Raw genomic sequence first — 23,478 nt, 5'->3', positions numbered from 1 at the left:
ATGCCAGGAGGGCGTGAACCGGACGAGTGCTACGAATTTAACGACCACCAGGATATCCCATGAATACCAGTTCCATGACCATAGGCAAAAAACTCACCGCCGGCTTTGCCGTGCTCGGTTTGATGGTCGCCTTTATCGGCGGTTTTTCCCTTGTCCAGTTTGGCAACATGAATGATGTTGCCATCCGGTTTACCGACAGCATCTTGCCAGCGGTCAATCGCACCAGCGCGATCGGGGATTCTCTCGGTGAGTTGCGTCGTTATGAGCTGGGTTATTTCGTGGTGGCTGCCGAGCCGCTGAAAAGGGCTGAATATCGGAATATTGCCAGTCAGCAGCTTAACTCGATCGCGCAGCAGCTGATTGCCCATGACAAGACGATCTGGCCTGAGGATGTGGCGGAGCGCCGTACCTTCGATACGGTGAAATCTGACTGGGATCGTTACGTCGCCCTGCACCAGCGAGTCAAACAGCTGCAAGACAGCGATCAGCTTGCCGAAGCCCAACGCATCTTCCTTGAAGAGGGGGTACCCCTTTACACCGCGCTGAGCAAGTCAGTGGCCTCCCTTATCCAGATTAACCATGGTTATGCGTCTGAATCCCGCAGCGACATTGTCGACTCTTATCAATCCGCCAATCTGAGTGTCACCATCGCGCTGGTGATCGGTCTGATCCTTGTGGTGGTGCTCTCCGTGGTACTGACCCGCCAAATTCGCGACCCGCTGATCATGCTGGCCCGTCAGGCCCAGCGTATTGCCAATGGCGATTTGGGTCAGGGCGAACTGCAGCAGTGGATCCGTGACAGCCGCTTCAACCGTGATGAACTGGGTCAGCTGGGCTCCGCCATCAACCGGATGCAGGGCTCCCTCTCCGATCTGGTGAGCGAGATCGCCGGCTCCGTGAGCCAACTCAGCAGCGCGGTGGAGGAGGTGAGCGCCATCTCCAGCCAGTCTGCCAGCGGCATGGCTATCCAGCAGAACGAAGTCTCCCAGGTGGCGACAGCCATGAACGAGATGCAGTCCACCGTCAACGAAGTGGCCCGCAACACCACGGATGCCATGAGCGCCGCCAAGGATGCCTCGCGCACCTCTGCTGCTGGCAGCGAAGTGGTACGCAGCTCCATTGCCAGCATCGAAGAGGTGTCGGTCAAGATTGAACAAGCGGGCACAGTGGTGCAGCAGCTGGAGGCCGACAGCGCCAACATCAGCGTGGTGCTGGATGTGATCCGCGATATCGCCGGTCAGACCAACCTGCTGGCCCTTAACGCAGCCATTGAAGCGGCCCGTGCCGGTGAGCAGGGCCGTGGTTTTGCGGTCGTTGCGGATGAAGTGCGCTCCCTGGCCCAGCGTACCCAGGACTCCACCGCCGAGATCAGCAAGATGATCGAGCTCTTGCAGAGCCGCGCCGCCGAGGCGGGCAACGCCATGCAGCTGAGCCGTCACCAGATGCAGGAGAGCGTCGGTCTGGCGCGGGATGCCGGTACCAGTATCGAGACCATCAACGGTGCCGTGGTGCGCATCACCGACATGAACACCTTGATCGCCACCGCCACCGAAGAGCAGAACGCGGTGACCGAAGAGCTCAACCGCAGCATCGTCAACATTCACAATGCCGCTGACGAGAATGCCCAGGGCGCTCATCAGATCGCCCAGGCTTGTGGCGAGCTGAGCAAGCTGGCCAACACCCTGCACCATATGACCCAGCGCTTCACCCTCTAAGGGTTGATGCATGGATAACAGAAGGCCCCGCCAATTGGCGGGGCCTTGTTGTTTCTGGCGTTGTGGAAGGGCTCAGCTCAGGCCGACTATCTCGCCGTTCTCATCGATATCGATATGGCGATAGGCAGGCAGACTGCCCAGCCCCGGCATGGTCATGATGGGGCCCGCCAGCGCATAGACGAACCCGGCACCGGCGCAGAGCTTCACCTCGTCGATGGGCACCTCGAAATCGGTCGGCACCCCTTTGAGGGCTGGGTCGTGGCTGATGGAGAGCGGCGTCTTGGCCACGCAGATGGGCAAGTGATCCCACCCTTCGGCGGAGAGCTGTGCCAGCTGCTGGTGCGCTTTGTCGGAGAGCTGCACTCCGCGGCCACCGTAGCCGCACTCCACCAGGGTTGCCAGTTTGGCGTCGAGGCTCGCCTCGTCGGGGTAGAGCAGTTTCACCTTGCCGGGTTGCTCGCAGGCGGCGACCACGGCGCGGGCCAGCTCGCTGGCACCGGCACCACCCAGGGTGAAGGCGTTGGAGATGGCTGCGCCACAGGCACCGGCTTGCTGCGCTTCATGGGCCAGCAGCGCCAGTTCGACCTCGCTGTCGGTGGGGAAGCGGTTGATGGCGACCACCACCGGCACCCCGTAGCGGCGGGCGTTCCGGATATGCCAGGCGAGGTTGTCGCAGCCCTGCTTGAGGGTCGGCAGATCTTCCCCCTGCAGGCTGGCAGGTAGCGGCTGGCCCGGACGGATATCGAGCAGGCCGCTGTTGGCCTTGAGGCCGCGCACCGTGGCCACCAGCACCACGCAGGCAGGGGTAATACCGGATTGGCGGCTCTTGATGTTGAAGAACTTCTCCAGCCCCATGTCGGAGCCAAAACCCGCCTCGGTCACCACATAGTCGGTCAAACCAAGGGCGATGCGATCGGCGATCACCGAGGAGTTGCCGTGGGCGATATTGGCAAAGGGGCCGGCGTGCACCAGCACCGGCGTCTGCTCGGTGGTCTGCATCAGGGTCGGTTGCAGCGCATCTTTCAGCAGCACCGTCATAGCGCCTGCTACTTCCAACTGTTCGGCGGTAATGGGCTTGTCGTGAATATCGCGGGCCAGCTGGATGCGGCCGATGCGCTGGCGCAGGTCTTTCAGATCGCTTGCCAGCGCCAGAATGGCCATCAGCTCGGAGGCGGCGGTGATGACGAAGCGATCGCTGCGCTCCACACCATCGGCTGCGCCCCCCTGTCCAATCGTGAGGTGGCGCAGGGCGCGGTCATTCATGTCGAGGGTGCGTGGCCAGAGAATGTTGTCAGCATCGATATCGAGCCGCGGCAGGCCGGTTTTGGCGCTGAACTGGTCGCCGAGTTTACGCTCATGGAACAGGCGGGCATCGAGGGCTGCCGCCGCCAGATTGTGGGCCGCTGTCAGGGCGTGAAAATCGCCGGTGAGGTGGAGGTTCATCTCCTCCATCGGCACCACCTGGGCGTGGCCGCCACCGGCTGCGCCCCCCTTGACCCCGAATACCGGCCCGAGGCTCGGTTGGCGGATGGTTGCGATGCTGGGCTGGCCGATATGGTTGAGCCCCATGGAGAGGCCAAGGGTAGTCACCGTCTTCCCTTCACCGAGCGGGGTCGGGGTGATGGCGCTCACCAGTACCAGCTTGCCGCTCTGCTTGGGTTGAGACGTGAGCAGGTCGAGGCTGAGTTTGCCTTTGTAGTGGCCATGAGGGCTGAGCAGGTGCTGGGGGATGGCGAGGCGTTCGGCCAGCGCGTGAATGGAGAGACGGGGGGACTGGCGGGAGATCTCGATATCGCTTAGCATCAGCACCTCGTTGGCATATCGGGGTAAAATATGCGGCGCAGTCTAGTGGAATATAACGGGTAATCCAATGACGAAAACGATTTTATTTGGCGAGGGTGAGGTTCGTCAGAATCCTGTTCTGCTGGATCTCAACGCACTCTATCATCCCCCCAAGCAGCCGATGACGGCGCTGGGGATTGTCAGCGCGCTGGTGCCGTTGTTCGGTTTCGGCTGGCAGGCGATGACCCAGGACCCCGAAACCCAGCTGCGCCACGAGATCCGCAAACGGGTCAACAAGCACAAGACAGACGAGGCAAACCTCATTTTGATCCTGCAGCTGGCCGCCATGTTTGACTGCCCCGAGATTGAAGTGGCGCTCCCCTATGCCCTCAGTGAGCAGCAGTTGTCGGTGATACGCACCCGTTTGCCACGCTGGCAGTTAAGCCTCGAGCAGGAGCGTCTGCTAGCCAAGCTCACCCCTGTTGCCGCATCCACCACCGCATCCGGCCAGCGTTAGGTTTCAAGCCGGACCAGCAGGCCGGACAGTCAGGCCGTATCTTCTGCTCTGGCAATCATCACGGCTTATCCCACTGTTGCGGGGCGAGATAGCGCTCCTGCACGAACTCGATAAAGCAGCGCACCTTGGCCGAGACGAAGCGGCGGTGCGGATAGACCGCATAAAGTCCCACATCTCCCTTGTCCCACTCCGGCAGCAGGCTGACCAGCTGCCCTGACCGCAGGGCCTCCCCCACGATAAAGGTGGGCTGCAATATGATGCCCTGATCATCACAAGCGGCGCGGGTCAGCGCCACCCCGTTGTTGGCCCGCAGCGGCCCCTGTGGCCGGATGCTCTGCTGCTCGCTTCCCCGTTTGAAGTGCCACTCCGGCTGGGTCAGGGTGTAGATCAGACAGTCGTGCTGCTTGAGATCCTCGGGTTTTTCCGGTCTGCCCTTGCGTGCCAGATAGGCGGGGCTGGCGCAAAGCTCGACCCGAATGGTGGCAAGCTGGCGCGCCACCAGCGAGGAGTCGCTGAGGTGGCCGATCCGCAGCGCCAGATCGAACCCCTCTTCCACCAGCGCTACCCGCCGGTCGCTGTACTCGATATCGAGCTTGAGGTCGGGAAAGCGCTGGCGAAACAGCGGCAGGGCGGGGGAGAGGTGCAGATAGCCAAAGTCCATCGGCACCGAGAGCTTGAGGGTGCCGTTGGGCTGCTGGTTGTGGTGGGTCAGCTGGCTGTGGGTCTCTTCCAGCTCTGCCAGCAGGGCGAGGGAGCGCTGGTAGTAGAACTGGCCCGCTTCGGTGGGATTGACCTGACGGGTGGTGCGCGACAGCAGGCGGGTGGCGAGGGACTCCTCCAGCTGTTGCATCAGTTTGGAGGCCATGGCGACCGAGATGCCGAGCTGGTTGGCGGCCTTGGTAAAGCTCTGGCACTCCACCACCTTGATAAAGGTGCGCATGGCGGCGATCTGATCCATTTTCCATCCTCAGTAAATAATGAATTTAATAAATCACTGATTATTCATCTTCAGAACGAGGTTAGCATTTTAACCACTGATGTGAACCCCAAGATGAAGGAACGAACGGATGAAAATGACCAAGGCTCTGCTGGCCTCCTGCCTGTTTATGGCTACCCCTCTGATGGCGGCGGATTACGATGTGGATGCGGCGCACACCACGGTGCAGTTCAAGGTGGGTCACCTGGGCTTCTCCGAGCTGGTGGGTCGCTTCAACACCTTCAGCGGCACCTTCAGCATGGATGACACCAACCCGGCGGCCGCCAAGGCGAGCTTTGAAGTGGATGCCGCCAGCGTCGACTCCAATCACGAAGCCCGCGACAAGCACCTGCGCAGTCCGGACTTCCTCGACGTGAAGCAGTATCCCAAGATGACCTTCGTCAGCTCCGCTTACGAGGGCACCAAGGATAAAGGCGTGCTGAAAGGGACCCTGACCCTGCACGGCGTCTCCAAGGAAGTGGCCTTCGATCTGGTCAAAATTGGCGAAGGCAAGGATCCCTGGGGCGGTTACCGCAGCGGTTTCAACGCCTCCACCACCATCAAGCGCAGTGACTTTGGCGTGAGCTACATGCTGCCCGGCATCCCGGACGAGATGAACATCAACCTGTTTGTCGAAGGCGTGCGCAAGTAATGGGCACGGAACTTCTGCTGCAAACCCTGGCGGCTCCTCTGGGAGCCGCTTTGCTGTCGTGGCGCTGGCCGCGACTGGGGTATCTGTGGGGCGCGCTGGCGCTCTGGCTGGTGGGCTCCTGGCTCGGCGGTCTCTATGGTATTCCGGCCAAGGCGTGGCAGTGGCTGCCGCTGACCCTGCTGGTGCCCGCCATTGCGGCTCAGGTGAACGATCTGCGCGGTTCACTGCTGCTCTTTGTGGTGTTCAGTGCGCTGGTGTGGTGGCAGGGATTGGCCTCGGTACTGGCGAGCGAACCCAGGATCTGGCTGGCGCTACTGCCCGCCATCCTCTGGTTTGGTTGGAGCGGTCTGCGCGGTGACAGCCGCGAAGGGCTCGGGTTTGCCCTCGGCTTTATCTGGCTGGCGCTGGTGATCGGCATCGATGGCAGTCTGCTGATTGCCCAGCTGGCCGGTGCGCTGGCCGCTTTCGCCGGTTTTCGTGCCCTGCTTGCCACCGTTGTTGGCACCAAGGTAGCCCCAGCCGGTCTGGCGCTGGCCCTCGCCTTCGTCCAGATGCTGGCCTGGCAATATGTGGAGGTGCCGCTGGTGGTGTTGCTGCCGGTCTGGTTGCTGCCGCTGCTGGAGTGGGCGTTACGTGACAAACCCTGGCCAGTGTGTTGGGGTGGGCTGATCCTGCTCGCTGCCGCGGGAACCGGACTAAGCCTATGGTGGGTGTGGCCTGCTGCTTCTTTGTACTGATTTTTGCATGAAAAACAGGCAATTACAGTCATTTTTGCATACTCGCTCATACTCTTGGCAGATAATGATTGAGCCCCATATGTGTTTCAGATAAAAAGGATTTTCATTTTATTTGGACACACACAGAACCCGGCCGCGCCGGGTTCTGTTTGCCTGCTTTGCGGCACATAAGGAGGCCACAGTTGCGCAGTCAAGGATCTGAGCATCTGTTTTTTCGCCATTTCACCGGACAGGGACGTATCGATGGTCTCTGCATTCTGCTGGTCACTCACCTGCTTCCCGATCGCCCCCGTTTTATCGACGCTCTCGGTCAGATTGGACGGATTGGTGCCATTTTGCCCAAACCGAAATCGGTACACGGTCCGACCCTGGAGTGGGTATCCCAGCACTATCCGGTGCTGCCCCTCAACCGGCGCTGGACCAATGAACCCGACAGCCTCATCCAGCAGATTGCGCCGCTTGTGGCCCCCCACGAGCGGTTGCTGATCCTCGATATTGGCGGTTACTTTGCCAAAACCCAGGTGATCTTGAGTGAATACTTCGGCCCCCGTTTCCTCGGGGTGGTGGAGATGACCGAGAACGGCCATCAACGCTATGAGCAGGAGGTGCTGGCGACCCCTGTGGTGTCGGTGGCGCGCAGCCCCCTCAAGCAGGCCGAGGATATCCAGATTGGTTTGAGCGTGGTCTACTCCGCGGAGTCGCTGGCCCGCAACCTCAACCGTACCTTCAACGTCTGCGAAGCTGTGCTGTTTGGCTATGGCAAGGTGGGGCGCAGCATCGCCCGCGACCTGCGCTGTCGCAACCTCCATCTCGGGCTGGTGGAAACAGATGTGCTGCGACAGGTCGAAGCGCTTTCTCACGGTTTTCGCTTGATCACCAAGGCTGAAGCCTTGAGCCGCGCCGAGCTGGTGATCTGCTCTACCGGCAACGGCTCGCTGGATTTGGCGGATCTGCAGGCGCTGCGCCCCGGCACCATGGTGGCCTCGGTCACTTCGGCCGACGACGAGTTTGCCTTCTCGCTGGCCCAGTTGCCGTGGCCGAGCGAAGAGGTGTGCCCCCATGTGCTGGCCCTCAACCGGCCGGATGGTACCCAGATCTACCTGCTCAACCGGGGCGAGGCGGTCAACTTCGTCCATGGCGCCGTGATTGGCGAATATGTCTATCTGGTGCTGGCGGAGATCATGGAAGGGATCCGGATGCTGGCGGCAGGCCCTCTTGCTCCCGGCCTGTTCGAACTGCCAGAATCGGCGATGCGTACCATTGCCCGCCATTGGCTGGCCGATTTTCATGGGGTTGATCAGCACTGATTTGACCGAATCGGGATCGGCCATTGGGCGGCAGCACGCCACTTCCCGCCATTGTCGCTTTTTTATGGAGTCACTCATGACCGAGTCTGAAACCCTGATCAGCAAACCCCGCATCGAAATCCGCTACTGCACCCTCTGTCGCTGGATGCTGCGCGCCGCCTGGCTGGCGCAGGAGCTGCTCTCCACCTTTGACAGCGATCTGGGGGAGGTGGCGCTGGTGCCGGCCAGCAAGGGGGAGTTTCGCATTCTGGTGGGCGGGGTGCAGGTGTGGGATCGGGTGGTGGATGATGGCTTCCCCGAGGCCAAGGAGATCAAACAGCGGGTGCGTGACGTCATCGCTCCGGAGCGGGATCTCGGCCACTCGGATCGCAAGGCGGCCGAGTAACGCCAGATGGGCCGAGCGCCTCGAAAAGCTGCTGAGCATGAGAGCGAAAGGAGAGGGAGGCGATGGCCTCTCTCTCCTTTTTTGCCTTTGGCTGTTTGCCTGGTGCCTGCAGGGCTATGAGCGCGGCTCGGCCAGATGGCTGCCGATATAGCGGGCCCGCTTGTGGGACTTGATGCGGCTCACATCGACCCATACCAGCCCGTCGATGCAGTGGTTGAAGTCGGGGTCGATGCCAAAGTCCATAAACTGCACCCCGCCCGGCTCGCACAGCTCGGAATACTGCTTGTAGAGGGTAGGGATGGCGCAGCCCAGATTATCGAGACGGGCCTTGAGTGCTTTGAGATCGGCGCCGTAATCCACCCCCTCGAACAGAGGTTGCGTCTCGGGGTAGGGACGGCGGGAGGGGGCCAGCGCCAGCTCGGGGGCAAAGTGCTGGCGGTAGAAGCTCACCAGCAGATCCTTGGCCGCCGGCGGCAGGCTGCCGGAGAGCGACACCGGGCCAAACAGGTAGCGGTAGCGAGGATAGCGAACCAGATAGGCACCGATGCCGAACCAGAGATAATCGAGCCCCCGCTTGCCCCAGTAGGCGGGCTGGATAAAGCTGCGGCCAAGCTCGATGGCAAGCTCCAGCCGCGGCAGCAGCTTATCCTCAAAGCCAAACAGGGTGTGGCTGTAGAGGCCATCCTTCCCCTTGCTGGCCAGCAGCTCCGCCACAGGGGCAAAGCGGTAGGCGCCGATGATGTCGAGCCGGGCCGGATCCCAGAGGATCAGGTGGTGATAGTCGTTGTCAAAACCATCGAGATCCCGCCGCTTGCCGGATCCTTCCCCCACAGCGCGAAAGGCGATCTCCCGCAGTCGCCCCAGCTCGCGCAGGATCACCGAGTGGCTCAGTTCGTGGCGGCGGTAGAGGTAGATCCCCTGACCATCCGGGGTGGTGCCGAGCTGTTCGCAGCTTTCGATGGCCTGTTTGAGTTGGCGGCGATCCTCCGGCAGGGCGATGGGGGCCTCGGTCTGCAGCCGTCCCGCCTTGCCACGGCCAATCCGGTAGAGGTGGTTGCGCACCAGCCGCGCCGCCGTCTTGGCGGGCAGCTCCTGAAAACTGCCGAGCGGAATGCGCGCCCCTATGGTCACCGGCAGGGTCTGCCCCTGCTGGCGAAACAGCTGACGCACCAGCAACAGAGCGGAGGCGGGCTTGTTGAGCCAGGAGGCGAGATAGAACCAGAGGCTGTTGCGCCCTCCCAGATGGATGGGCACCAGCGGGGTGCGGGTGCGCTGGGCCAGCTTGATAAAGCCTGCCTGCCAGGGGCCATCTTTCACCCCCTTGAGGCCAAGCCGGGAGACTTCGCCTGCGGGGAAGATCACCAGCCCCCCTTCATGGGCGAGGTGCTCGTTCATGGCGAGGATGGCCTGTCGATCGGTCTTGCCCTCCATATTGTCCACTGGCAATAGCAAAGGGCGTAGCGGCGCGAGTTGTGCCAGCAGCTGGTTGGCGACGATCTTCACATCGGGGCGGATGCGGCCGAGCAGTTGCAGCAGCGCCAGTCCGTCCAGCGAGCCGATGGGATGGTTGGCAACAAGAATGACCCGGCCACTGGCGGGAATATGCTCCAGCTGCGCCTCGCTGACCCGATAGTCGAAATCGAGCCGGGTCAGCGCCTGCTCGACAAAGTCGAGGCCGCGCAGGTGCGGGTAGCGGGCGGCAAAGTCGGCAAAGGCCTGCTCGTTGAGCAGCCAGCCCAGTAGCCGCTTTAACAGCGGGGTAAGCAGGGGGTAGCCAAGCAGGCGGGGGAAGTGCTGGGTCAGCAGGGTATCGATAGTGAACATCTGGGAGGCTCCGGCGATCCGTTGCTCCCAGCATGATGTGACACTGTTCCCGTGACATGTCAGCGGGATGACAGTTTGATGGCAGCGGCAGACGGTTGTTCCTGAGCGACTCTCCCCGGTTTCCCTTTCCTGATGGGTGATGGCCAGATAGCAAGAGGGGAGCCGGTTAAGCGGCTCCCCCCTTTGCCCTGGTAATGATAGCGACCCGATTAACCGCGCCAGGCTGCGGTGAGGCGCACCAGCTCCACCAGGGTGGCGACCGATTTCTCCATCGATTGCAGCGGGATGAACTCGTGCTTGCCGTGGAAGTTGTGGCCACCGGTGAAGAGGTTGGGGCAGGGCAGACCCATAAAGGAGAGGCGGGCGCCATCGGTACCGCCGCGAATGGGCTTGATCTTCGGCACCACGTCGGCGGCCTCCATGGCGGCACGAGCCAGCTCGACGATATGCATGTGCGGCTCTATTTGGCTGCGCATATTGTGATAGCTGTCGGTCAGGGTCAGCTCGATGCGGGCCTTCGGATACTCGGTCTGCAGGGCGGCCACCCGGTTCTGCATCTCGGCTTTGCGTGCGGCGAAGTGCTCGTCGTCGAAGTCACGGATGATGTAGTGCAGGGTGCTCTCCTCCACGGTGCCGCTCATCTGAGCCAGATGGAAGAAGCCCTCATACCCGTCGGTACACTCAGGGGTCTGCTCGGCAGGCATGGCAGCGTGGAAGCGGGCGGCCAGCGTCTGGCTGTTGATCATGCTCCCCTTGGCGGTGCCGGGGTGGACGTTATTGCCGATAAAACGCACCGTGGCGCTGGCGGCGTTGAAGTTTTCATACTCCAGTTCGCCCAGTTCGCCACCATCCACGGTATAGGCCCACTTGGCCGGGAATCTGTCCAGCGGGAACAGGTTGGCGCCACGGCCAATCTCTTCATCCGGGGTAAGGCCGACCCAGATATCGCCGCGCGGGATCTCGGGGTGGGCCTGCAGGTGAGCGATGGCGGTAAGGATTTCGGCAATGCCTGCCTTGTCGTCGGCGCCAAGCAAGGTGGTGCCGTCGGTGGTGATGAGATCCTGACCCAGGTAGTTTTTCAGGAAGCGGTAGTCACGGATGGCGAGCACCTCGTCACCCTTGCCAAGGCAGATGTCGCCGCCCTGATAGTTTTCGATGATTTGCGGTACTACGTGCTCCGCCTCGTAGTCGGCGGTGTCCATGTGGGCAATCAGGCCGATAGCGGGGGCGTCCGGCTGGTTGCCCGGCAGGCAGCCGGTGAGGTAGCCGTGCTCATCCAGGGTGACCTGGCTAAGCCCCAGCGCCTTCATCTCTTCTTGCAGGGCACGGGCAAAGATCAGCTGGCCTTCGCTGCTGGGGCAGGCTGGATTGGTCTCATCGGAGCGGGTATGAAAAGTTACGTAACGCAGAAAACGCTCAAGCAGGGTATCCATTAGTCAGCCTCTAACCGATTGTGAGCGGTCATTGTGGCCAATCCGTGCGGGGCACTCATTGCGTCAGCGCAGGTTTTTCCCATTTTTTGACGCAAGGGAAGAGCGGCGAATGTACGGCGCGCGGGGCAACGTCCGGGAGGGAGATCGCATAAATGTGGCATTTATTGCGATATTTAGGCGCTGGCGGTGGCGGCCAAATTCCCCTCAGCGACCGCACAGCAAGGCGTCAGCCCAATCATGGCGTTTTCACACACTTTTCAAGGGGAAACCGGGCTGTCGCATAACCTGCGCCATCCCAGAGCCTGCCTGCCCGCCAGCAAGATTTGATCGACTTATTAAAAGGGGATTTTGAACACTATTTTTTATTGTCACTGCCCGCGGTAAGTGTGTACACTCCGCGCCGATCCAAGGGCAACCCTGAAGCAGGCAGAGCCGCCAGAAACCCGACCGATCATACGCCTATAGGGCGAGGCACGCAGAAACGACAGACACTGCTGGGGAATGGTTTCTTTAATACCGGTTAGGCTCCGGTATCAGGGAGAACAACAGACTCTCATCCTTCATTTGACCGAGTGGGCCACCGGCTCATCATCTTCCCTTGTCATGGGCGGTCACTGACGGTGAGGTGGGCTGTGGTTGTTGTCGTCTATCAACACGCATGCGTGCTGGCGCCTTCGCTTCTCTTCTCTTCCTTGGAACCCTCTCCTTCTGTCGGGATCGCTGCCGAATGATGAACTGACGGCGTGGCTGATGTCGTCTGTCATCAAAGTACCGCGGCGCTACGGCATAGTGGCACCGCATACCGTTGAGCTTGATGTAAAGCCACCAGCCCCACATCAAGACTCGTTACTTCCCCAAGATCCACCAGGCAGCCTCTGGCTTGCCGCGATGTGCAAAGCGTTGGTTTGGGTGGCTGCGTCTCGTGATGGCAGCGCTCGCCGTACTCTGCACTAGATGGTCTGGATGTGATTGAGGGTAACGAAGGCGACTTTGGGTCGCTCATTTGCGAGGCATAGCCCATGACTAACTGGTCCAGCAAGGACTCCTTGAAGGTCTACAACGTTCCCTACTGGGGTGCGGGTTTTTTCAATATCAATGACGCCGGTCATGTGACCGTCGCCCCCGACAAATCACGCCCTGACGCGCATATTGTGCTCTCTGACGCCATCGAACAGTTGCGTCAGTCCGGGCTGACCACCCCTGTGTTGCTGCGCTTCCCCGACATCCTCAAGAGTCGGGTCGATGCGCTGTTCAACGCCTTTGGTCAGGCCATCGAGAAGTCAGGCTATGAAGGGGACTACCTCTGCGTTTACCCGATCAAGGTAAACCAGCAGCGTCGTGTCATCGAGACCATCAGCCAGTCCTACAGCGACAAGCCCCGGCTTGGCCTGGAAGCTGGTTCCAAACCGGAACTGCTGGCCGTGCTGTCCCATCACCATGAGCAAGGCTCGGTGATCGTCTGCAACGGTTACAAAGACCGCGAATATATCCGCCACGCCCTCTTGGGCAATCTGATGGGCCACAAGGTCTACATCGTGGTGGAGAAGCCCTCCGAACTGGAAATGGTGCTGGACGAGTCAGCTCGTCTCAACATCAAACCCAACATCGGGGTGCGTGCCAAGCTCGCTTCCACCGGCTCCGGCATGTGGGAATCGAGCGGTGGCTCCATGTCCAAATTTGGTCTCTCCGCCTCCCAGATCCTGGCGCTGATCGAACGTCTGCGCGGGCTGGGCAAGCTGGATTGTCTGCAACTGCTGCACTTCCATCTGGGCTCCCAGATCGCCAATATCCGCGACATTCAGGGCGGCATCCGCGAGTGCGGCCGTTTCTACGCTGAACTGCGTCGCCTCGGTGCCAACATCGAAGTCGTGGACGTCGGTGGCGGCCTGGGGGTGGACTACGAGGGAACCCGTTCCCAGAGCCACTGCTCCGCCAACTACAGCCTCTCCGAGTACGCCAACAACGTGGTATGGGGCATCGGCGATGTCTGCCGCGAGTTCGACCTGCCGCACCCGACCATCATCAGCGAGTCTGGCCGTGCCCTGACCGCTCACCACGCCGTGCTGGTTACCAATATCATTGGTGCCGAAGGGGTGGAGATGAACGACATCAGCGCGCCGGACGAAGATGCACCTACCATTCTGCAGAACATGTGGAAAGGCTGGCTGGATCTGCGCAGCGAAGATCCCTCCCTGCTGGAGATCTTCCATGACTCGGTGGCAGATCTGGGTGACGTGAATACCCAGTACACCATGGGCCTCTTGAACCTTGAACAGCGTGCCTGGGCCGAGATGCTGCACCAGAACACCTGTCTGGCGCTCAAAGAGATGCTCAACCCGGTCAACCGCAACCACCGTGCGCTGGCTGACGAGCTGAGTGAAAAGCTTGCGGACAAGTGCTTTGCCAACTTCTCCCTGTTCCAGTCCCTGCCGGATGCCTGGGGTATCGGTCAGGTATTTCCGGTGATGCCGCTGGCCGGCCTCGATCGTCCGCTTAGCCGTCGCGGTATCCTGATGGATATCACCTGTGACTCCGACGGTCAGGTCGAGCACTATGTCGACGGTCTGGGGGTCGAGAGCACCCTGCCAATGCCGGTCTACGGCGAGAACGAAGAGTGCCACGTCGGCTTCTTCCTGGTCGGTGCCTATCAGGAGATCCTCGGCGACCTGCACAACCTGTTCGGTGACACCCACTGCGCGGAAGTGTGGCTGGACGAAGAGGGCAAGATGGACATTCGCAACGTGGTGCGTGGCGACACCGTCGACCAGCTGCTGCGTTACGTCAACATCGACCCGTCCGTGATCCGCGAAAACTATCAGCGGATCGCCGCTCACCCGGCGCTGGACGATGCCACTCGCAAAGCCCTGCTCGACGAGCTGGAGCTGGGCCTGCAAGGCTACGCCTATCTGGAAGACGAATAAGCGCCCGCGCTTGACGTTCGCCGTGAAGGCATAAAAAAGGGAGGCATTTGCCTCCCTTTGTTCTATCTGTTCCTCCTGTGGCGGTCAGGTCTGCGAGCTCAGCGCCTTGTGCAGATCCCGCTGCAACTGCTGATTGTCGTCTCTTTGCAGCTCCACAATACCCAATTGCAGTCCCTGCTCGATGGTGAGCGACCCATTCAACATGGCGTTGATGGCGGCTTCACTCAGCAGCATCACCCGGTCTTTTGGGTTTGGGCCGCTGGTGTGCAGCTGGAGCAGTAGGGACTCCTTGCCTCGTACTCTGGACCAGAGTCCTGAGTCGATAAGCAGGATGGAGATCCCGCCGCCTCCCCCTGCCTGCTGGAGTCGACTTTTGAGGGTTTGGAGCCATGCCTGACTACGGGAGAAGCCGGCTTCGCCTGTCAGGGCTGCCAAGGGGGGTAACTGCTCACGGCTCACCGCAGTCGCCGTCGCCATGGCAATATTGACCGTCCCCGGCCAGCTCTGTTCGAACGGATTAGGATAAAGGGCATCATAACCACAGCTCTGCCCCATCCCGGGGATGAGGCAGAGCAGGACCATGCATGCGCGCAAGGTGCGTTGCATCATGGCGTCACTATGTTGAACCAGAAGTTGAACTTGTCGAGCAGGCTGATGAAGTCACTGAACTTCTTCTGATCACCCTCGATCTTGATCTCGCCGTTGGCGATCTTCTGCTCCATGGTGCCCTGACCGAGCTGGATATCATCCAGCGTCTTCTTGCTCAGGGTAATGGTCACATCAGGCTTGGCGGCATAGCGGGTTGTGTGGTTGAGCACCGAGTTCTCCAGACTCAGGGTATGTTTCTCCCCGATGTCGGTGAACGCCATGTTGATGACCATCTTCTTGCCCGCCACTTTCTCGGGGTTAATGCGCACCGAAAGATAGTCAAACAGCATGCTGGGGCTCATGGCCCGGATGGTGTCCGGCGAGGCGGTGACTGTTCCGCCAACATTGGGAACGCCATTGCGCAGCTCATAGGCGCCTTGCAGATAGACGGAGCGCCACGGGCCGGATTCAGCCTGATAGCCCAGCTGCTCCAGTGCATCTGCCAGCAGCAGCTTGCCCTCTGTGTTGTTCGGGTTGGCAAACACCAGATGCTTGAGCACTTCTGCTACCCAGCGATATTCCCCCTTGTCGAACGAAGCTTTGGCTTTTTTCAGTACCTCCTGCTCGCCCCCCATGAACTCGATATATTTGGGGCCGACCATTTCTGGGGGCAGGTTGTCGAGATCGGAGGGGTTGCCGGAGTACCAGCCCATATAGCGTTGATAGATGGCGCGGCTGTTGTGGCGCAGGGTGCCGTAATAACCGCGGTTCGGCCAGAAGTCGTTGAGCTCGGGGGGGAGGGTGATTTGCTCGGAGATCTCCTCGCCGGTGTAGCCCATGTTCATCAGGCGCACCGACTGGTCGTGGATGTATTTGTAGAGGTCCCGCTGCTTTTTGAAGTAGTCGACGATATTGGTATTGCCCCAGCGTGGCCAGTGGTGGCTCTGGAACTTGACCTCGGCCTGATCACCCCAGGTTTCGATGGTCTCGTTGAGAAAGCTGGCCCACTTCAGCGCATCGCGCACCTGGGCGCCGCGCAGGGTGAGGATGTTGTGCATGGTGTTGGTGGTGTTTTCGGCCATCCACAATGCTTTGCTGTCCGGGAACCAGGTGTTCATCTCGGCCGGGGCTTCGGTGCCCGGGGTCATCTGGAAGACCATCTTGACGCCATCGACCGTCAGCGTTTCACCGGTTTTGGTGATAAAGCGGGTCGGCAACAGCAGCGAGGGCACGCCGGTGGAGGTGGTTTGCCCCAGACCGCCATTGACGCCCCCCTGCGGGTTGCGCGGCAGCAGGGCGCCGTACATGTAGACGGCGCGGCGGGCCATGGCATTGCCGGCGATGACGTTCTCCGACACCGCGTGTTCGGTAAATCCTTCCGGCGCGATGATCTCGACGCCGTTCTTTTTCACCTCGTCCAGCGAGTTGAACAGACCGGCGGCACCGCCGTAGTGATCCACGTGGGAGTGGCTGTAGACCACCGCGGTGACCGGGCGCTCCCCTTGGGTCTTGTTGATGAAGGCCAGCGCTGCCTTGGCGGTTTGCGGGGAGATTAGCGGATCGAACACCACCCAGCCCTTGTTGCCTTCGATAAAGGTGATGTTGGAGAGATCAAAGCCGCGAATCTGGTAAATCTTGTCGGTGACCTTGAACAAGCCGTACTGCATGTTGAGCTGGGCATTGCGCCACAGGCTGGGGTTGACGGTCTCCGGCGCGGCCTTGTCGAGGCCGATGTAGGTCTTGTACTGCTCCAGATCCCACACCACGTTGCCCTTGTCATCCTTGATGGTCAGGGTCTCCGGTTTGGCGATAAAGCCACGCTGGGCATCCTCAAAATCCTGCTTGTCATTGAAGGGCAGGGTGGTGAGCACCTGCTGGTTTGCCTTGATGGTAAATTCGCTAGCCGGTTTGGGATTGATGACTGCCCAGGCGGGTTGCAGAAGCAGGGCGCCGGACAGTAAGAGAGTGACGACCGTGGGTGCTGAGAACCTTGGTTTCATCAGAATTACTCCAGAGGTAGTTGTGTTGGGCGGCAGCGCTAAGTGTAGTCAGGAGATTGCAGCCTGCCGTATTTGATATTGCCAGGCATTATTGGCAAGGTGTGTCAGAACTGGTAATTGAACTCCAGTCGATAGGCGGCCTCCTCAATTCCGGCAATATTGTTCCAGTTGATGAAAGTTCTGAAGTTAAGTCGCCCTGAATATTGATAGGAGAGTGCGAGTTCGTGATACAGTGCGGCACTTTCGCCATCACCAAAGGCGTTTTCTTTATAAAACTCTGAGCCTGAAAGAGTATTGGCAAGCATAGGGTTGTAATTCAACCACCACTTTTCATTAAGAGTCAGTTTGCTATACATGCCGACGAGATAAAAAGTACCAGGAATGGTATAACCGGCATCGATCTGTTTACGATTACTATCAATATATTGATTCATTGATATATTGGCGCCAACTCCAGCCAGAGGATATAGCTGAAGCGGGCCCCAGGCAGGTAGTGCTTTAATCAGGCTATAGGAGATAGAGGCGTTCTGCTCGGCCAGATAACTTTCATCAAAGTTGTAGATGATATCCAGCTGGGTGCCCAGACCACTCTCGGTATTGATGGTGAAATTGCGTAGCCGCAGGCTGTCGAGGGAGTTGTCACGATTTTGATGATCAGACCAGCCCAGGCCTTCACCCATGACTCCTTTTGCCTCGATGATATTCATAGCCCGTTTGTTTTGGCTACCGTTGTCATATTGGCTACCGAATTTCAGATTGAGACCATCATCGCTAATGCCACTTCCCCATTGGCTATATACCGCAAGTGGGTCAGACATATCCTGTAATGGTGCAGAATTGTCTGATGATTTGGCGATAGCAGGCATAGCTACCCCTATACATAGGGGCAGGAGTATTTTTTTCATCATGTTATGGTTTTTTATTTTGGTTAGTGAATTAGTGTCATCAGAAATGTGATTAATCGATGTCGTTGATACGACATTAATTAATAGTGTGGCATCTGACAATCATATTTATATGAAGAAGAGAGGATGCATCACTTTTTACACGCAGTTAGCGTAACTTGTTCAGCATCCCCGATCATTGCAGTTCGCAATAATCAATCGTTAAGCTGGCCTTAAACCATTGCGATTGGGTTCCGCTGTGGTGAGAAATTGTAACTGTTGAATAAGCCAGCTGAGTGCAGGGTCTCGTTTTGCACTCTGATGCCAGTTGATGTAGACGGGGCAGGGGGCTGATTCCCAGGGGAGAGGAAAGTCCTTGAGGGCAAGCGGTTGGCGCATCATGGCCAGATGCCATTGGCTGGTGACACAGAGCCAGTCAGTCTGACTGACCAGAGAGAGCGCTGTCAGCAGCGCGTTGCTTTCATAGGCGATTTTGCGTGGTGGCAAGTTCTTGTTGGTCAGGCTACGGATCACCCAGTCATCTTTGCGTCTTACGTCCCATACTACGTGCTCTTCAGCAAAGAAGGTTTCGAAGTCGAGCTGATGTTCAATGCGGGGATGGGCTGCACGGCATACCACTCTGAGTTCCAGATTCAACAGTGGCTGGCTCAAAAAGCCGCTCTCTTCCAATGCAGTGCTGGCCAGTATCAGGTCGATATTGTGCTGGCGAAGGGCTTGCTGGCGAAGGTGCTCCTCATAGAGCCCGGGGACTGATTCGACGCGGCAGTGAGGTGCTGTAGTGGCGAGGTGGGCAAGTAGTCTGGGTAGCAGGAGCAGATCCAGATCCGGATGGCTGGCGATGCGAAAGACGCGCTGACTGGTGCCGGGATCAAACTCCTGATTGAGTTGCAGGGAGCGCTCCATGGTATTGAGGGCTGTGCGGATCTCCCTGTGCAGGGCGAGGGCTCGGCTGGTCGGTGTGATCCCGCGTCCTTCCCGTAGAAATAGTGGCTCGCCAATCTGGTCGCTAAGGCGGCGAATGGCCTGGCTTATCGCCGCAGGGGTCATATCTAGGCTGTTGGCTGCTGCTGATACCCCTTTTTCGGTCATGACGCGATCGAAGATCCGAAAAAGGTTGAGGTCTATATGTGGACTCGCCATCAAGTCATCCTGTTTTTATCCCGTTTACCCAGTATGTTGGTAAAACAGCCGATACCTTCCATTGTTGCTGTCATGACTGACGGGAAGCTTAACAGCTCTAAAACAGCCTCATTACTTATCATGATTCAAGCTGTTGCGAGCATCCTTTCAGTTTCTTGATAGAACGTCGTTACACATCTTGATTTGTATCAAGATACTCGGCCGTCGGTTGTCTTACGGTCAAGAGTGATGTTGATTGGATGTAACAAAAGGATGTGCATATGGAACTGAAAAGGGACCCGAGATGCTATACCGACGTCTGTATCGATGGTAAGTGGTATCACTACGACCACTGCAGCACCAACGTCTACATGCTGATGGGGGGCGCTGCGCCGAGCCTTCAGCTGGCCTATGAGCCGAGCAGCGAAGAAGAGCTGATCGAGATGCTCCAGCAGCTGGGGCGCTTCTGACTTACCGAATTGATGTCTTGCCATATGGCCATCGGGCGTGTTGCCACGATGGCCACCACTCTTCACCGCTGTGCCTTATCTCAGCGGGTGTTATTACCGAATAACCCCTTGCCAATCTCCAGCATGGCGACGGCCGCGGCGTAGCTGCTATCGGACTTGCCAATCTCATCCGCTATATAGAGAAAATTGGATTGGTACTTCTCGACAGCCTCTCGTGGGCTGGTTGCGTCAATAAAGTCCTCCTCCACCTCGAATCCTTGGGTCAGTAGTGCCGCCTTTTCACTCAGGAAAGTCGGAGATGCCATGTCGATAAAGGTGTATTGCTGCCGATTGGACGCCGGAATGGTAAAAAACTGGTATCTGGCCATGGGTAAATCCTCGCTTGAAGCGGGTGATAAATGACGTGACGCTGGGTTTAATCTGTGGCTCGCAGGCGGCTTGCTTGCCTCGACGTCGCAGACAGTGCGTGTCGGGAATACCGCATTTTGTTTTCGTTCGAGACTACTTTGTTGGCGTTTGCCCGGCAAGTGGGGCGCAGAGATTTTCTGGATGATCCGAGCAACCGAGATGTTGTGGGCAGGGGCGAGACCGAGATAATGCCGGGCTCACGTTGAGCCCGGCTTGTCAGCGCTCTGTTACAGCACGAAGCTCTGTACCATGGCGCGCAGCTGTTCGGTGAGCTGGTGGATCTGGCGGGCGGCATCGCGGGCGGCGTTGGCCACTTGCAGCGCCTCGTCACTGCCATCGGAGATGCGCACCACGTTGCGTTCGATCTCGTTGACCACGGCGCCCTGCTGCTCGATGGCGCTGGCGATGATGGCGTTGGTATCGACCATTCGATCCACCTTCTCGGTGATGGCGCCGAAAGCCTGTTTTGCCTCCTGCGCCAGCCCGACCCCCTCCTGCGCTTCATGGCTGGCCGCCGACATAGCGGTGACCGAGGCGCGGGCGCCGGATTGCAGCTGTTCAATCATCTGCTGGATCTCGACGGTAGCCCCCTGGGTGCGGTTGGCAAGAGACCGCACCTCGTCGGCCACCACCGCAAAGCCGCGACCCTGCTCACCAGCCCGGGCCGCTTCGATGGCGGCGTTGAGGGCCAGCAGGTTGGTCTGCTCGGCGATGCCGCGGATCACGCTGATGACGCCACCAATCTGGCTGCATTGCTGCTCCAGTTGGCCGATGGTGTCGGCGGTGCGCAGCACTTCGCGGTTGATATGGTCGATGGCCTTGATGGTGCGCTCCACCACATCCTCGCCCTGACCGACCACGTTCTGCGCCTCCTGGGTCATGCGGGCGGCTTGCAGGGCGTTGCCCGCCATGTCTTGTGAGGTGGCGGCCAGCTCCTTGATGGCGGTAGCGACCTGATGGGTCTCCCCTTGCTGATCGGCAATGACCTCCTGCGAGCGGCAGGTGCGGGCTTCGATGTCGGTGGCGCTCTCCACCACGGTGACGCCATTCTCCCGCACTCGCAGCATCAGGGTGCGCAGGGTCTCCAGCGTCACGTTGTAATCCCGGCTGATGGCGGCCAGTTCGTCCTGACCAACGATCTCGATATGCTGGCTGAGATCCTGGGCGTTGACTCGGGCGGCGATATCACGCACCCGCCCCACGGTTTCGCGCAGGGAGAGATAGGCACCGATCATCAGGTAGAGGTAGAGCAGCAAGCTGGCGGTCAGCGGCGCGGTGACCCACCAGAAGTGGCGTTGGTTGGCGGTCAGCCGCTGATGCAGGTCGGCCTCCAGCCGCTGGCGTACCTGGCCTGCCAGCGCGGTGATGGCCTCGTCCATTTTATCCCCCAGCGCTTGCACCTCCTTGGTGGAGAGCTGCACCAGCTGATCCTTCATCATCTTGTTTTCCATGGTCTCGACCCCCTGACGCACCAGCTGTATCAGAGCATCGGTCTGCTGACCCAGCTCGGCGCGGTAGGCCGGTTCAATCTGGTAGAGCAGGGTCAGATCGGCCTCCAGCTCCTGCAGGGTGGCGCTGATGAGGTCGAGACGAAAACGCAGGCCGCTGTAGCCCTCTGCCTGAAACAGGCCGAAATCGGCGATGGTGGCGGCGCGATCTCGCACCTGAGCCAGCAGGTCGCGCAGCTGCGGCAACCGCTCGCTGGCGAGGATCACCATGTAGTAGGTACCGAGCGCCGGATCCTGGATCAGGCTGCTACTGGCAGTAATGTGCTTGTAGAGGTGGCGCACCTCGGTCAGCAGCTTGTCGTGGCGCAAGTTGCTCTGCTCCACTTCCAGCTTGCCCGCTTCATTCTGCAAAGCGGCCCAGCCCTGCTGGAGCACCTCAAAGGAGGGGTTGTTCTGGCGGGTATCGGCAAAGGCTTGCAGGCTCTGATCAACGGCTTGTGCGGCTGCCTTGACCTGATCATCACCGACCGGATCCACTTCATAGGCGTGACGGGTAACCAGATTGCGATGGGTGAGCAGGGCCTGCTCGATAGCGGGCACGGGGGTGAGATTGACCACGCCAGCCAGCTCGCGGTTGGCCTGGACGTTGTCATCCTGCAGCCGCCCCAGCAGATTGGTCATGCTGTAGGCCAGTGGCAGCAGCATCAGGCAGGACCAGAGCAGGAATTTGTATTTGAAGGAGAGCTGATTGCCCAGCCGGATGGCGGGGTTGAAAATCCATTTCATGTTAAGCCTCGATACCTGAGTGCGGGCGTGAGTCGTATTGCCTGAATAGTACTCCGAGCGGCCTCCCTTGGGTGATGGCCGGTTGCAAGTTGTGATCCCCTTGGCTTTTTACTTCCGGGCGGGGGCGCGGTCAGCCGCACCAATAGAAAACGGGCCACCCGAAGGTGACCCGTGGTCGATAAGGGGAAACCGATCAGTTGAACGCCAGGAAGGGCGAGACACAGAGCAGTAGGCCAGTGACGATGATGATATAGAGGGAGGTGCCCTTGTACTTGTGCAGCGCCGGTACCTGATAGACCAGATAAGCCGGGATGAGGCAACCCACCATGCCGAAGATGGGGCTGCAGATGGAGGTGAAGCTCAGTACCGGTGCGTTGAGTACGATGGCACCCCAGGAGAGCATGACGGTAAACACCATGATGCCCTTACCCACCAATCCTTTGTTGATGCGGTTTTCCGGCATGACGCGGCGCAGCAGGTTCATCGCCAGACCCTGACAGGCTTCACGGAAACCGAGGTAAACGCCGAAGTAGGCGGTCATTACCGCAAAGATGTTGAGGGTGAGGCTCAGGAGCTTGAGGGTCTGGCCGGGCATCCCCTGGGCTACCATCGCCAGCGCGGAGATGTTCTCCTCGGAGGCTTTAACCGCCTGATCATGGCCCATGGCAAGAGTGAAGGAGACCGCGTAGAAGAACACCACCACGAACAGAATGCCGAAGGCGATATTCATGGCGCGCATCGCCTTGAAGCGGGCCACTTCCAGCGACTTTTCCCGCGAGCGGTAGGAGATCACCATGGGACTCAGGCTCTGGATAAAGAGGATGGAGGTGAGGGTAAAGGGCAGCATGATGATGGCATCCTTCATCCAGTCACCGGCAGCGGGCATGGCGGTGATGTTGGCCGCATCCCACTTGTCCACCATCATCAGGCCGAGCACGGCCACCACGCTGATCTTGGTCAGCACCATAAAGGTGGAGATCTTGAACAGCAGGTTTTCGCCGCGCGAGGCCAGTGCCACCAGACCGCAGATCAGCACCAGACCGTAGAGCGGGTTTTCGGAGAGCAGGCCGTCGGTGACGCCGAAGCTCTGCAGGAAGGAGGCGCTGTCATTGGTGATGGCGGTGGAGTAGACGAAGACCCAGATCACCAGCATCACGAAGTAGAGCGCGCCGAGCAGCACACCCCAGTTCTTGCCAAGGTAGCCGGTGATGACGCTGGGGTAATCCTTGCACTCCGGCGAAGTGGCCAGGGTGTTGATAAAGAGGCGCTGGAACATGTACATGGCGGGGTAGCCGATCACCGCCGAGAGCAGAAAGACCCACAAGCCCATCAGACCTACCTGTACCGGCAGGAAGACGATCCCTGCGCCGATGGCCATGCCGATGCTCATGATGATCCAGCCCCAGTCGGTGCTGTCGAAGCGAACCGCTTCTTTCCATTCCAGCGTGCCCATCACGGGGCTGGCGAGTGTAGTGCTATGCGCGTCCATTAAAACCTTCTTTTTT

19 protein-coding genes are annotated in these 23,478 nt (G+C 59.4%); 8 read left to right on the top strand and 11 right to left on the bottom strand.

The window, feature by feature from the left end; genetic code table 11:
• The first annotated feature begins 59 nt into the window (after window positions 1–59).
• Window positions 60–1,715, top strand: a complete 1,656-nt coding sequence (locus AB5Y86_RS05285) for a methyl-accepting chemotaxis protein (protein ID WP_267511563.1) — start codon at window positions 60–62, stop codon at window positions 1,713–1,715.
• Between the two features lie 72 nt (window positions 1,716–1,787).
• On the opposite strand, the gene AB5Y86_RS05280 is transcribed toward AB5Y86_RS05285, so the two are convergent.
• A complete protein-coding gene (locus AB5Y86_RS05280) occupies window positions 1,788–3,518 on the bottom strand; it encodes a formate--tetrahydrofolate ligase (RefSeq protein ID WP_368192321.1) in 1,731 nt (576 codons plus the stop codon).
• A gap of 67 nt (window positions 3,519–3,585) precedes the next feature.
• On the opposite strand from AB5Y86_RS05280, the gene AB5Y86_RS05275 reads away from it, so the two are divergent.
• Window positions 3,586–4,014: a hypothetical protein gene (locus AB5Y86_RS05275; RefSeq protein WP_201947835.1), complete on the top strand. Its 429-nt coding sequence runs from the start codon at window positions 3,586–3,588 to the stop codon at window positions 4,012–4,014.
• 58 nt (window positions 4,015–4,072) lie between these two features.
• Here the strand turns inward: AB5Y86_RS05275 and AB5Y86_RS05270 are convergent, their stop codons facing one another.
• Entirely contained in the window at window positions 4,073–4,972 is a 900-nt protein-coding gene (locus tag AB5Y86_RS05270; protein WP_100645488.1) for a LysR family transcriptional regulator, read from the bottom strand.
• Between the two features lie 109 nt (window positions 4,973–5,081).
• Between AB5Y86_RS05270 and AB5Y86_RS05265 the strand changes: the two genes are divergently transcribed.
• From AB5Y86_RS05265 to AB5Y86_RS05250, 4 genes are all read left to right on the top strand, one after another.
• Complete coding sequence (locus tag AB5Y86_RS05265) at window positions 5,082–5,642, top strand: YceI family protein (protein WP_323875235.1); 561 nt, start codon at window positions 5,082–5,084, stop codon at window positions 5,640–5,642.
• Window positions 5,642–6,379: a hypothetical protein gene (locus tag AB5Y86_RS05260; RefSeq protein ID WP_368192320.1), complete on the top strand. Its 738-nt coding sequence runs from the start codon at window positions 5,642–5,644 to the stop codon at window positions 6,377–6,379. The genes AB5Y86_RS05265 and AB5Y86_RS05260 overlap by 1 nt, the downstream gene beginning before the upstream one ends.
• 182 nt (window positions 6,380–6,561) lie before the next feature.
• Entirely contained in the window at window positions 6,562–7,686 is a 1,125-nt protein-coding gene (locus AB5Y86_RS05255) for an adenosylhomocysteinase (protein WP_005353422.1), read from the top strand.
• A 76-nt stretch (window positions 7,687–7,762) separates the two neighbouring features.
• Window positions 7,763–8,071 (top strand): SelT/SelW/SelH family protein, encoded by a 309-nt coding sequence (locus AB5Y86_RS05250; protein ID WP_019445942.1) that lies wholly within the window; start codon window positions 7,763–7,765, stop codon window positions 8,069–8,071.
• 114 nt (window positions 8,072–8,185) lie between these two features.
• Here the strand turns inward: AB5Y86_RS05250 and AB5Y86_RS05245 are convergent, their stop codons facing one another.
• Entirely contained in the window at window positions 8,186–9,895 is a 1,710-nt protein-coding gene (locus AB5Y86_RS05245; protein WP_368192319.1) for a lysophospholipid acyltransferase family protein, read from the bottom strand.
• Window positions 9,896–10,104: 209 nt separating this feature from the next.
• Window positions 10,105–11,328, bottom strand: coding sequence for a peptidase T (pepT, locus tag AB5Y86_RS05240; RefSeq protein WP_368192318.1), 1,224 nt, complete (start codon window positions 11,326–11,328; stop codon window positions 10,105–10,107).
• A 1,019-nt stretch (window positions 11,329–12,347) separates the two neighbouring features.
• On the opposite strand from pepT, the gene speA reads away from it, so the two are divergent.
• Window positions 12,348–14,249 (top strand): biosynthetic arginine decarboxylase, encoded by a 1,902-nt coding sequence (gene speA / locus AB5Y86_RS05235; RefSeq protein ID WP_005344160.1) that lies wholly within the window; start codon window positions 12,348–12,350, stop codon window positions 14,247–14,249.
• Between the two features lie 84 nt (window positions 14,250–14,333).
• On the opposite strand, the gene AB5Y86_RS05230 is transcribed toward speA, so the two are convergent.
• The 4 genes from AB5Y86_RS05230 to AB5Y86_RS05215 form a co-directional block, all read right to left on the bottom strand.
• Entirely contained in the window at window positions 14,334–14,858 is a 525-nt protein-coding gene (locus AB5Y86_RS05230) for a hypothetical protein (RefSeq protein ID WP_368192317.1), read from the bottom strand.
• Complete coding sequence (locus tag AB5Y86_RS05225; RefSeq protein ID WP_368192316.1) at window positions 14,855–16,837, bottom strand: alkyl/aryl-sulfatase; 1,983 nt, start codon at window positions 16,835–16,837, stop codon at window positions 14,855–14,857. The genes AB5Y86_RS05230 and AB5Y86_RS05225 overlap by 4 nt, the downstream gene beginning before the upstream one ends.
• Window positions 16,838–16,941: 104 nt before the next feature.
• A complete protein-coding gene (locus AB5Y86_RS05220; RefSeq protein ID WP_368192315.1) occupies window positions 16,942–17,703 on the bottom strand; it encodes a hypothetical protein in 762 nt (253 codons plus the stop codon).
• Between the two features lie 240 nt (window positions 17,704–17,943).
• Window positions 17,944–18,882 (bottom strand): LysR substrate-binding domain-containing protein, encoded by a 939-nt coding sequence (locus tag AB5Y86_RS05215; protein ID WP_368192314.1) that lies wholly within the window; start codon window positions 18,880–18,882, stop codon window positions 17,944–17,946.
• 260 nt (window positions 18,883–19,142) lie between these two features.
• Here AB5Y86_RS05215 and AB5Y86_RS05210 point away from each other — a divergent pair, with 260 nt between their 5' ends.
• On the top strand, window positions 19,143–19,331 hold the full coding sequence (locus AB5Y86_RS05210) for a hypothetical protein (protein WP_005334402.1): 189 nt from the start codon (window positions 19,143–19,145) through the stop codon (window positions 19,329–19,331).
• Between the two features lie 80 nt (window positions 19,332–19,411).
• Here the strand turns inward: AB5Y86_RS05210 and AB5Y86_RS05205 are convergent, their stop codons facing one another.
• The 3 genes from AB5Y86_RS05205 to AB5Y86_RS05195 form a co-directional block, all read right to left on the bottom strand.
• Complete coding sequence (locus tag AB5Y86_RS05205) at window positions 19,412–19,699, bottom strand: hypothetical protein (protein ID WP_368192313.1); 288 nt, start codon at window positions 19,697–19,699, stop codon at window positions 19,412–19,414.
• A 267-nt stretch (window positions 19,700–19,966) separates the two neighbouring features.
• A complete protein-coding gene (locus tag AB5Y86_RS05200) occupies window positions 19,967–21,973 on the bottom strand; it encodes a methyl-accepting chemotaxis protein (RefSeq protein WP_368192312.1) in 2,007 nt (668 codons plus the stop codon).
• Window positions 21,974–22,166: 193 nt separating this feature from the next.
• A complete protein-coding gene (locus tag AB5Y86_RS05195; RefSeq protein WP_005334398.1) occupies window positions 22,167–23,462 on the bottom strand; it encodes an amino acid permease in 1,296 nt (431 codons plus the stop codon).
• Between the last annotated feature and the right edge of the window lie 16 nt (window positions 23,463–23,478).

The sequence above is a fragment of the Aeromonas sp. s8 genome (genome assembly GCF_040907785.1).
GTDB classification, from domain to species: domain Bacteria; phylum Pseudomonadota; class Gammaproteobacteria; order Enterobacterales; family Aeromonadaceae; genus Aeromonas; species Aeromonas veronii.
The sequence above is the reverse complement of the archived record's forward strand: the minus strand, read 5'-3'. Positions and strand labels throughout refer to the sequence as shown.

Bases quoted from the DNA above. Each gene is read 5' to 3' on its own strand.
- AB5Y86_RS05285 (WP_267511563.1), top strand. From the start codon at position 60: ATGAATACCAGTTCCATGACCATAGGCAAAAAACTCACCGCCGGCTTT.
- AB5Y86_RS05230 (WP_368192317.1), bottom strand. From the start codon at position 14,858: ATGATGCAACGCACCTTGCGCGCATGCATGGTCCTGCTCTGCCTCATC.
- AB5Y86_RS05245 (WP_368192319.1), bottom strand. From the start codon at position 9,895: ATGTTCACTATCGATACCCTGCTGACCCAGCACTTCCCCCGCCTGCTT.
- AB5Y86_RS05260 (WP_368192320.1), top strand. From the start codon at position 5,642: ATGGGCACGGAACTTCTGCTGCAAACCCTGGCGGCTCCTCTGGGAGCC.
- AB5Y86_RS05250 (WP_019445942.1), top strand. From the start codon at position 7,763: ATGACCGAGTCTGAAACCCTGATCAGCAAACCCCGCATCGAAATCCGC.
- pepT (WP_368192318.1), bottom strand. From the start codon at position 11,328: ATGGATACCCTGCTTGAGCGTTTTCTGCGTTACGTAACTTTTCATACC.
- AB5Y86_RS05265 (WP_323875235.1), top strand. From the start codon at position 5,082: ATGAAAATGACCAAGGCTCTGCTGGCCTCCTGCCTGTTTATGGCTACC.
- AB5Y86_RS05205 (WP_368192313.1), bottom strand. From the start codon at position 19,699: ATGGCCAGATACCAGTTTTTTACCATTCCGGCGTCCAATCGGCAGCAA.
- AB5Y86_RS05210 (WP_005334402.1), top strand. From the start codon at position 19,143: ATGGAACTGAAAAGGGACCCGAGATGCTATACCGACGTCTGTATCGAT.
- AB5Y86_RS05195 (WP_005334398.1), bottom strand. From the start codon at position 23,462: ATGGACGCGCATAGCACTACACTCGCCAGCCCCGTGATGGGCACGCTG.
- AB5Y86_RS05280 (WP_368192321.1), bottom strand. From the start codon at position 3,518: ATGCTAAGCGATATCGAGATCTCCCGCCAGTCCCCCCGTCTCTCCATT.
- AB5Y86_RS05270 (WP_100645488.1), bottom strand. From the start codon at position 4,972: ATGGATCAGATCGCCGCCATGCGCACCTTTATCAAGGTGGTGGAGTGC.
- AB5Y86_RS05225 (WP_368192316.1), bottom strand. From the start codon at position 16,837: ATGAAACCAAGGTTCTCAGCACCCACGGTCGTCACTCTCTTACTGTCC.
- AB5Y86_RS05200 (WP_368192312.1), bottom strand. From the start codon at position 21,973: ATGAAATGGATTTTCAACCCCGCCATCCGGCTGGGCAATCAGCTCTCC.
- speA (WP_005344160.1), top strand. From the start codon at position 12,348: ATGACTAACTGGTCCAGCAAGGACTCCTTGAAGGTCTACAACGTTCCC.
- AB5Y86_RS05215 (WP_368192314.1), bottom strand. From the start codon at position 18,882: ATGGCGAGTCCACATATAGACCTCAACCTTTTTCGGATCTTCGATCGC.
- AB5Y86_RS05220 (WP_368192315.1), bottom strand. From the start codon at position 17,703: ATGCCTGCTATCGCCAAATCATCAGACAATTCTGCACCATTACAGGAT.
- AB5Y86_RS05275 (WP_201947835.1), top strand. From the start codon at position 3,586: ATGACGAAAACGATTTTATTTGGCGAGGGTGAGGTTCGTCAGAATCCT.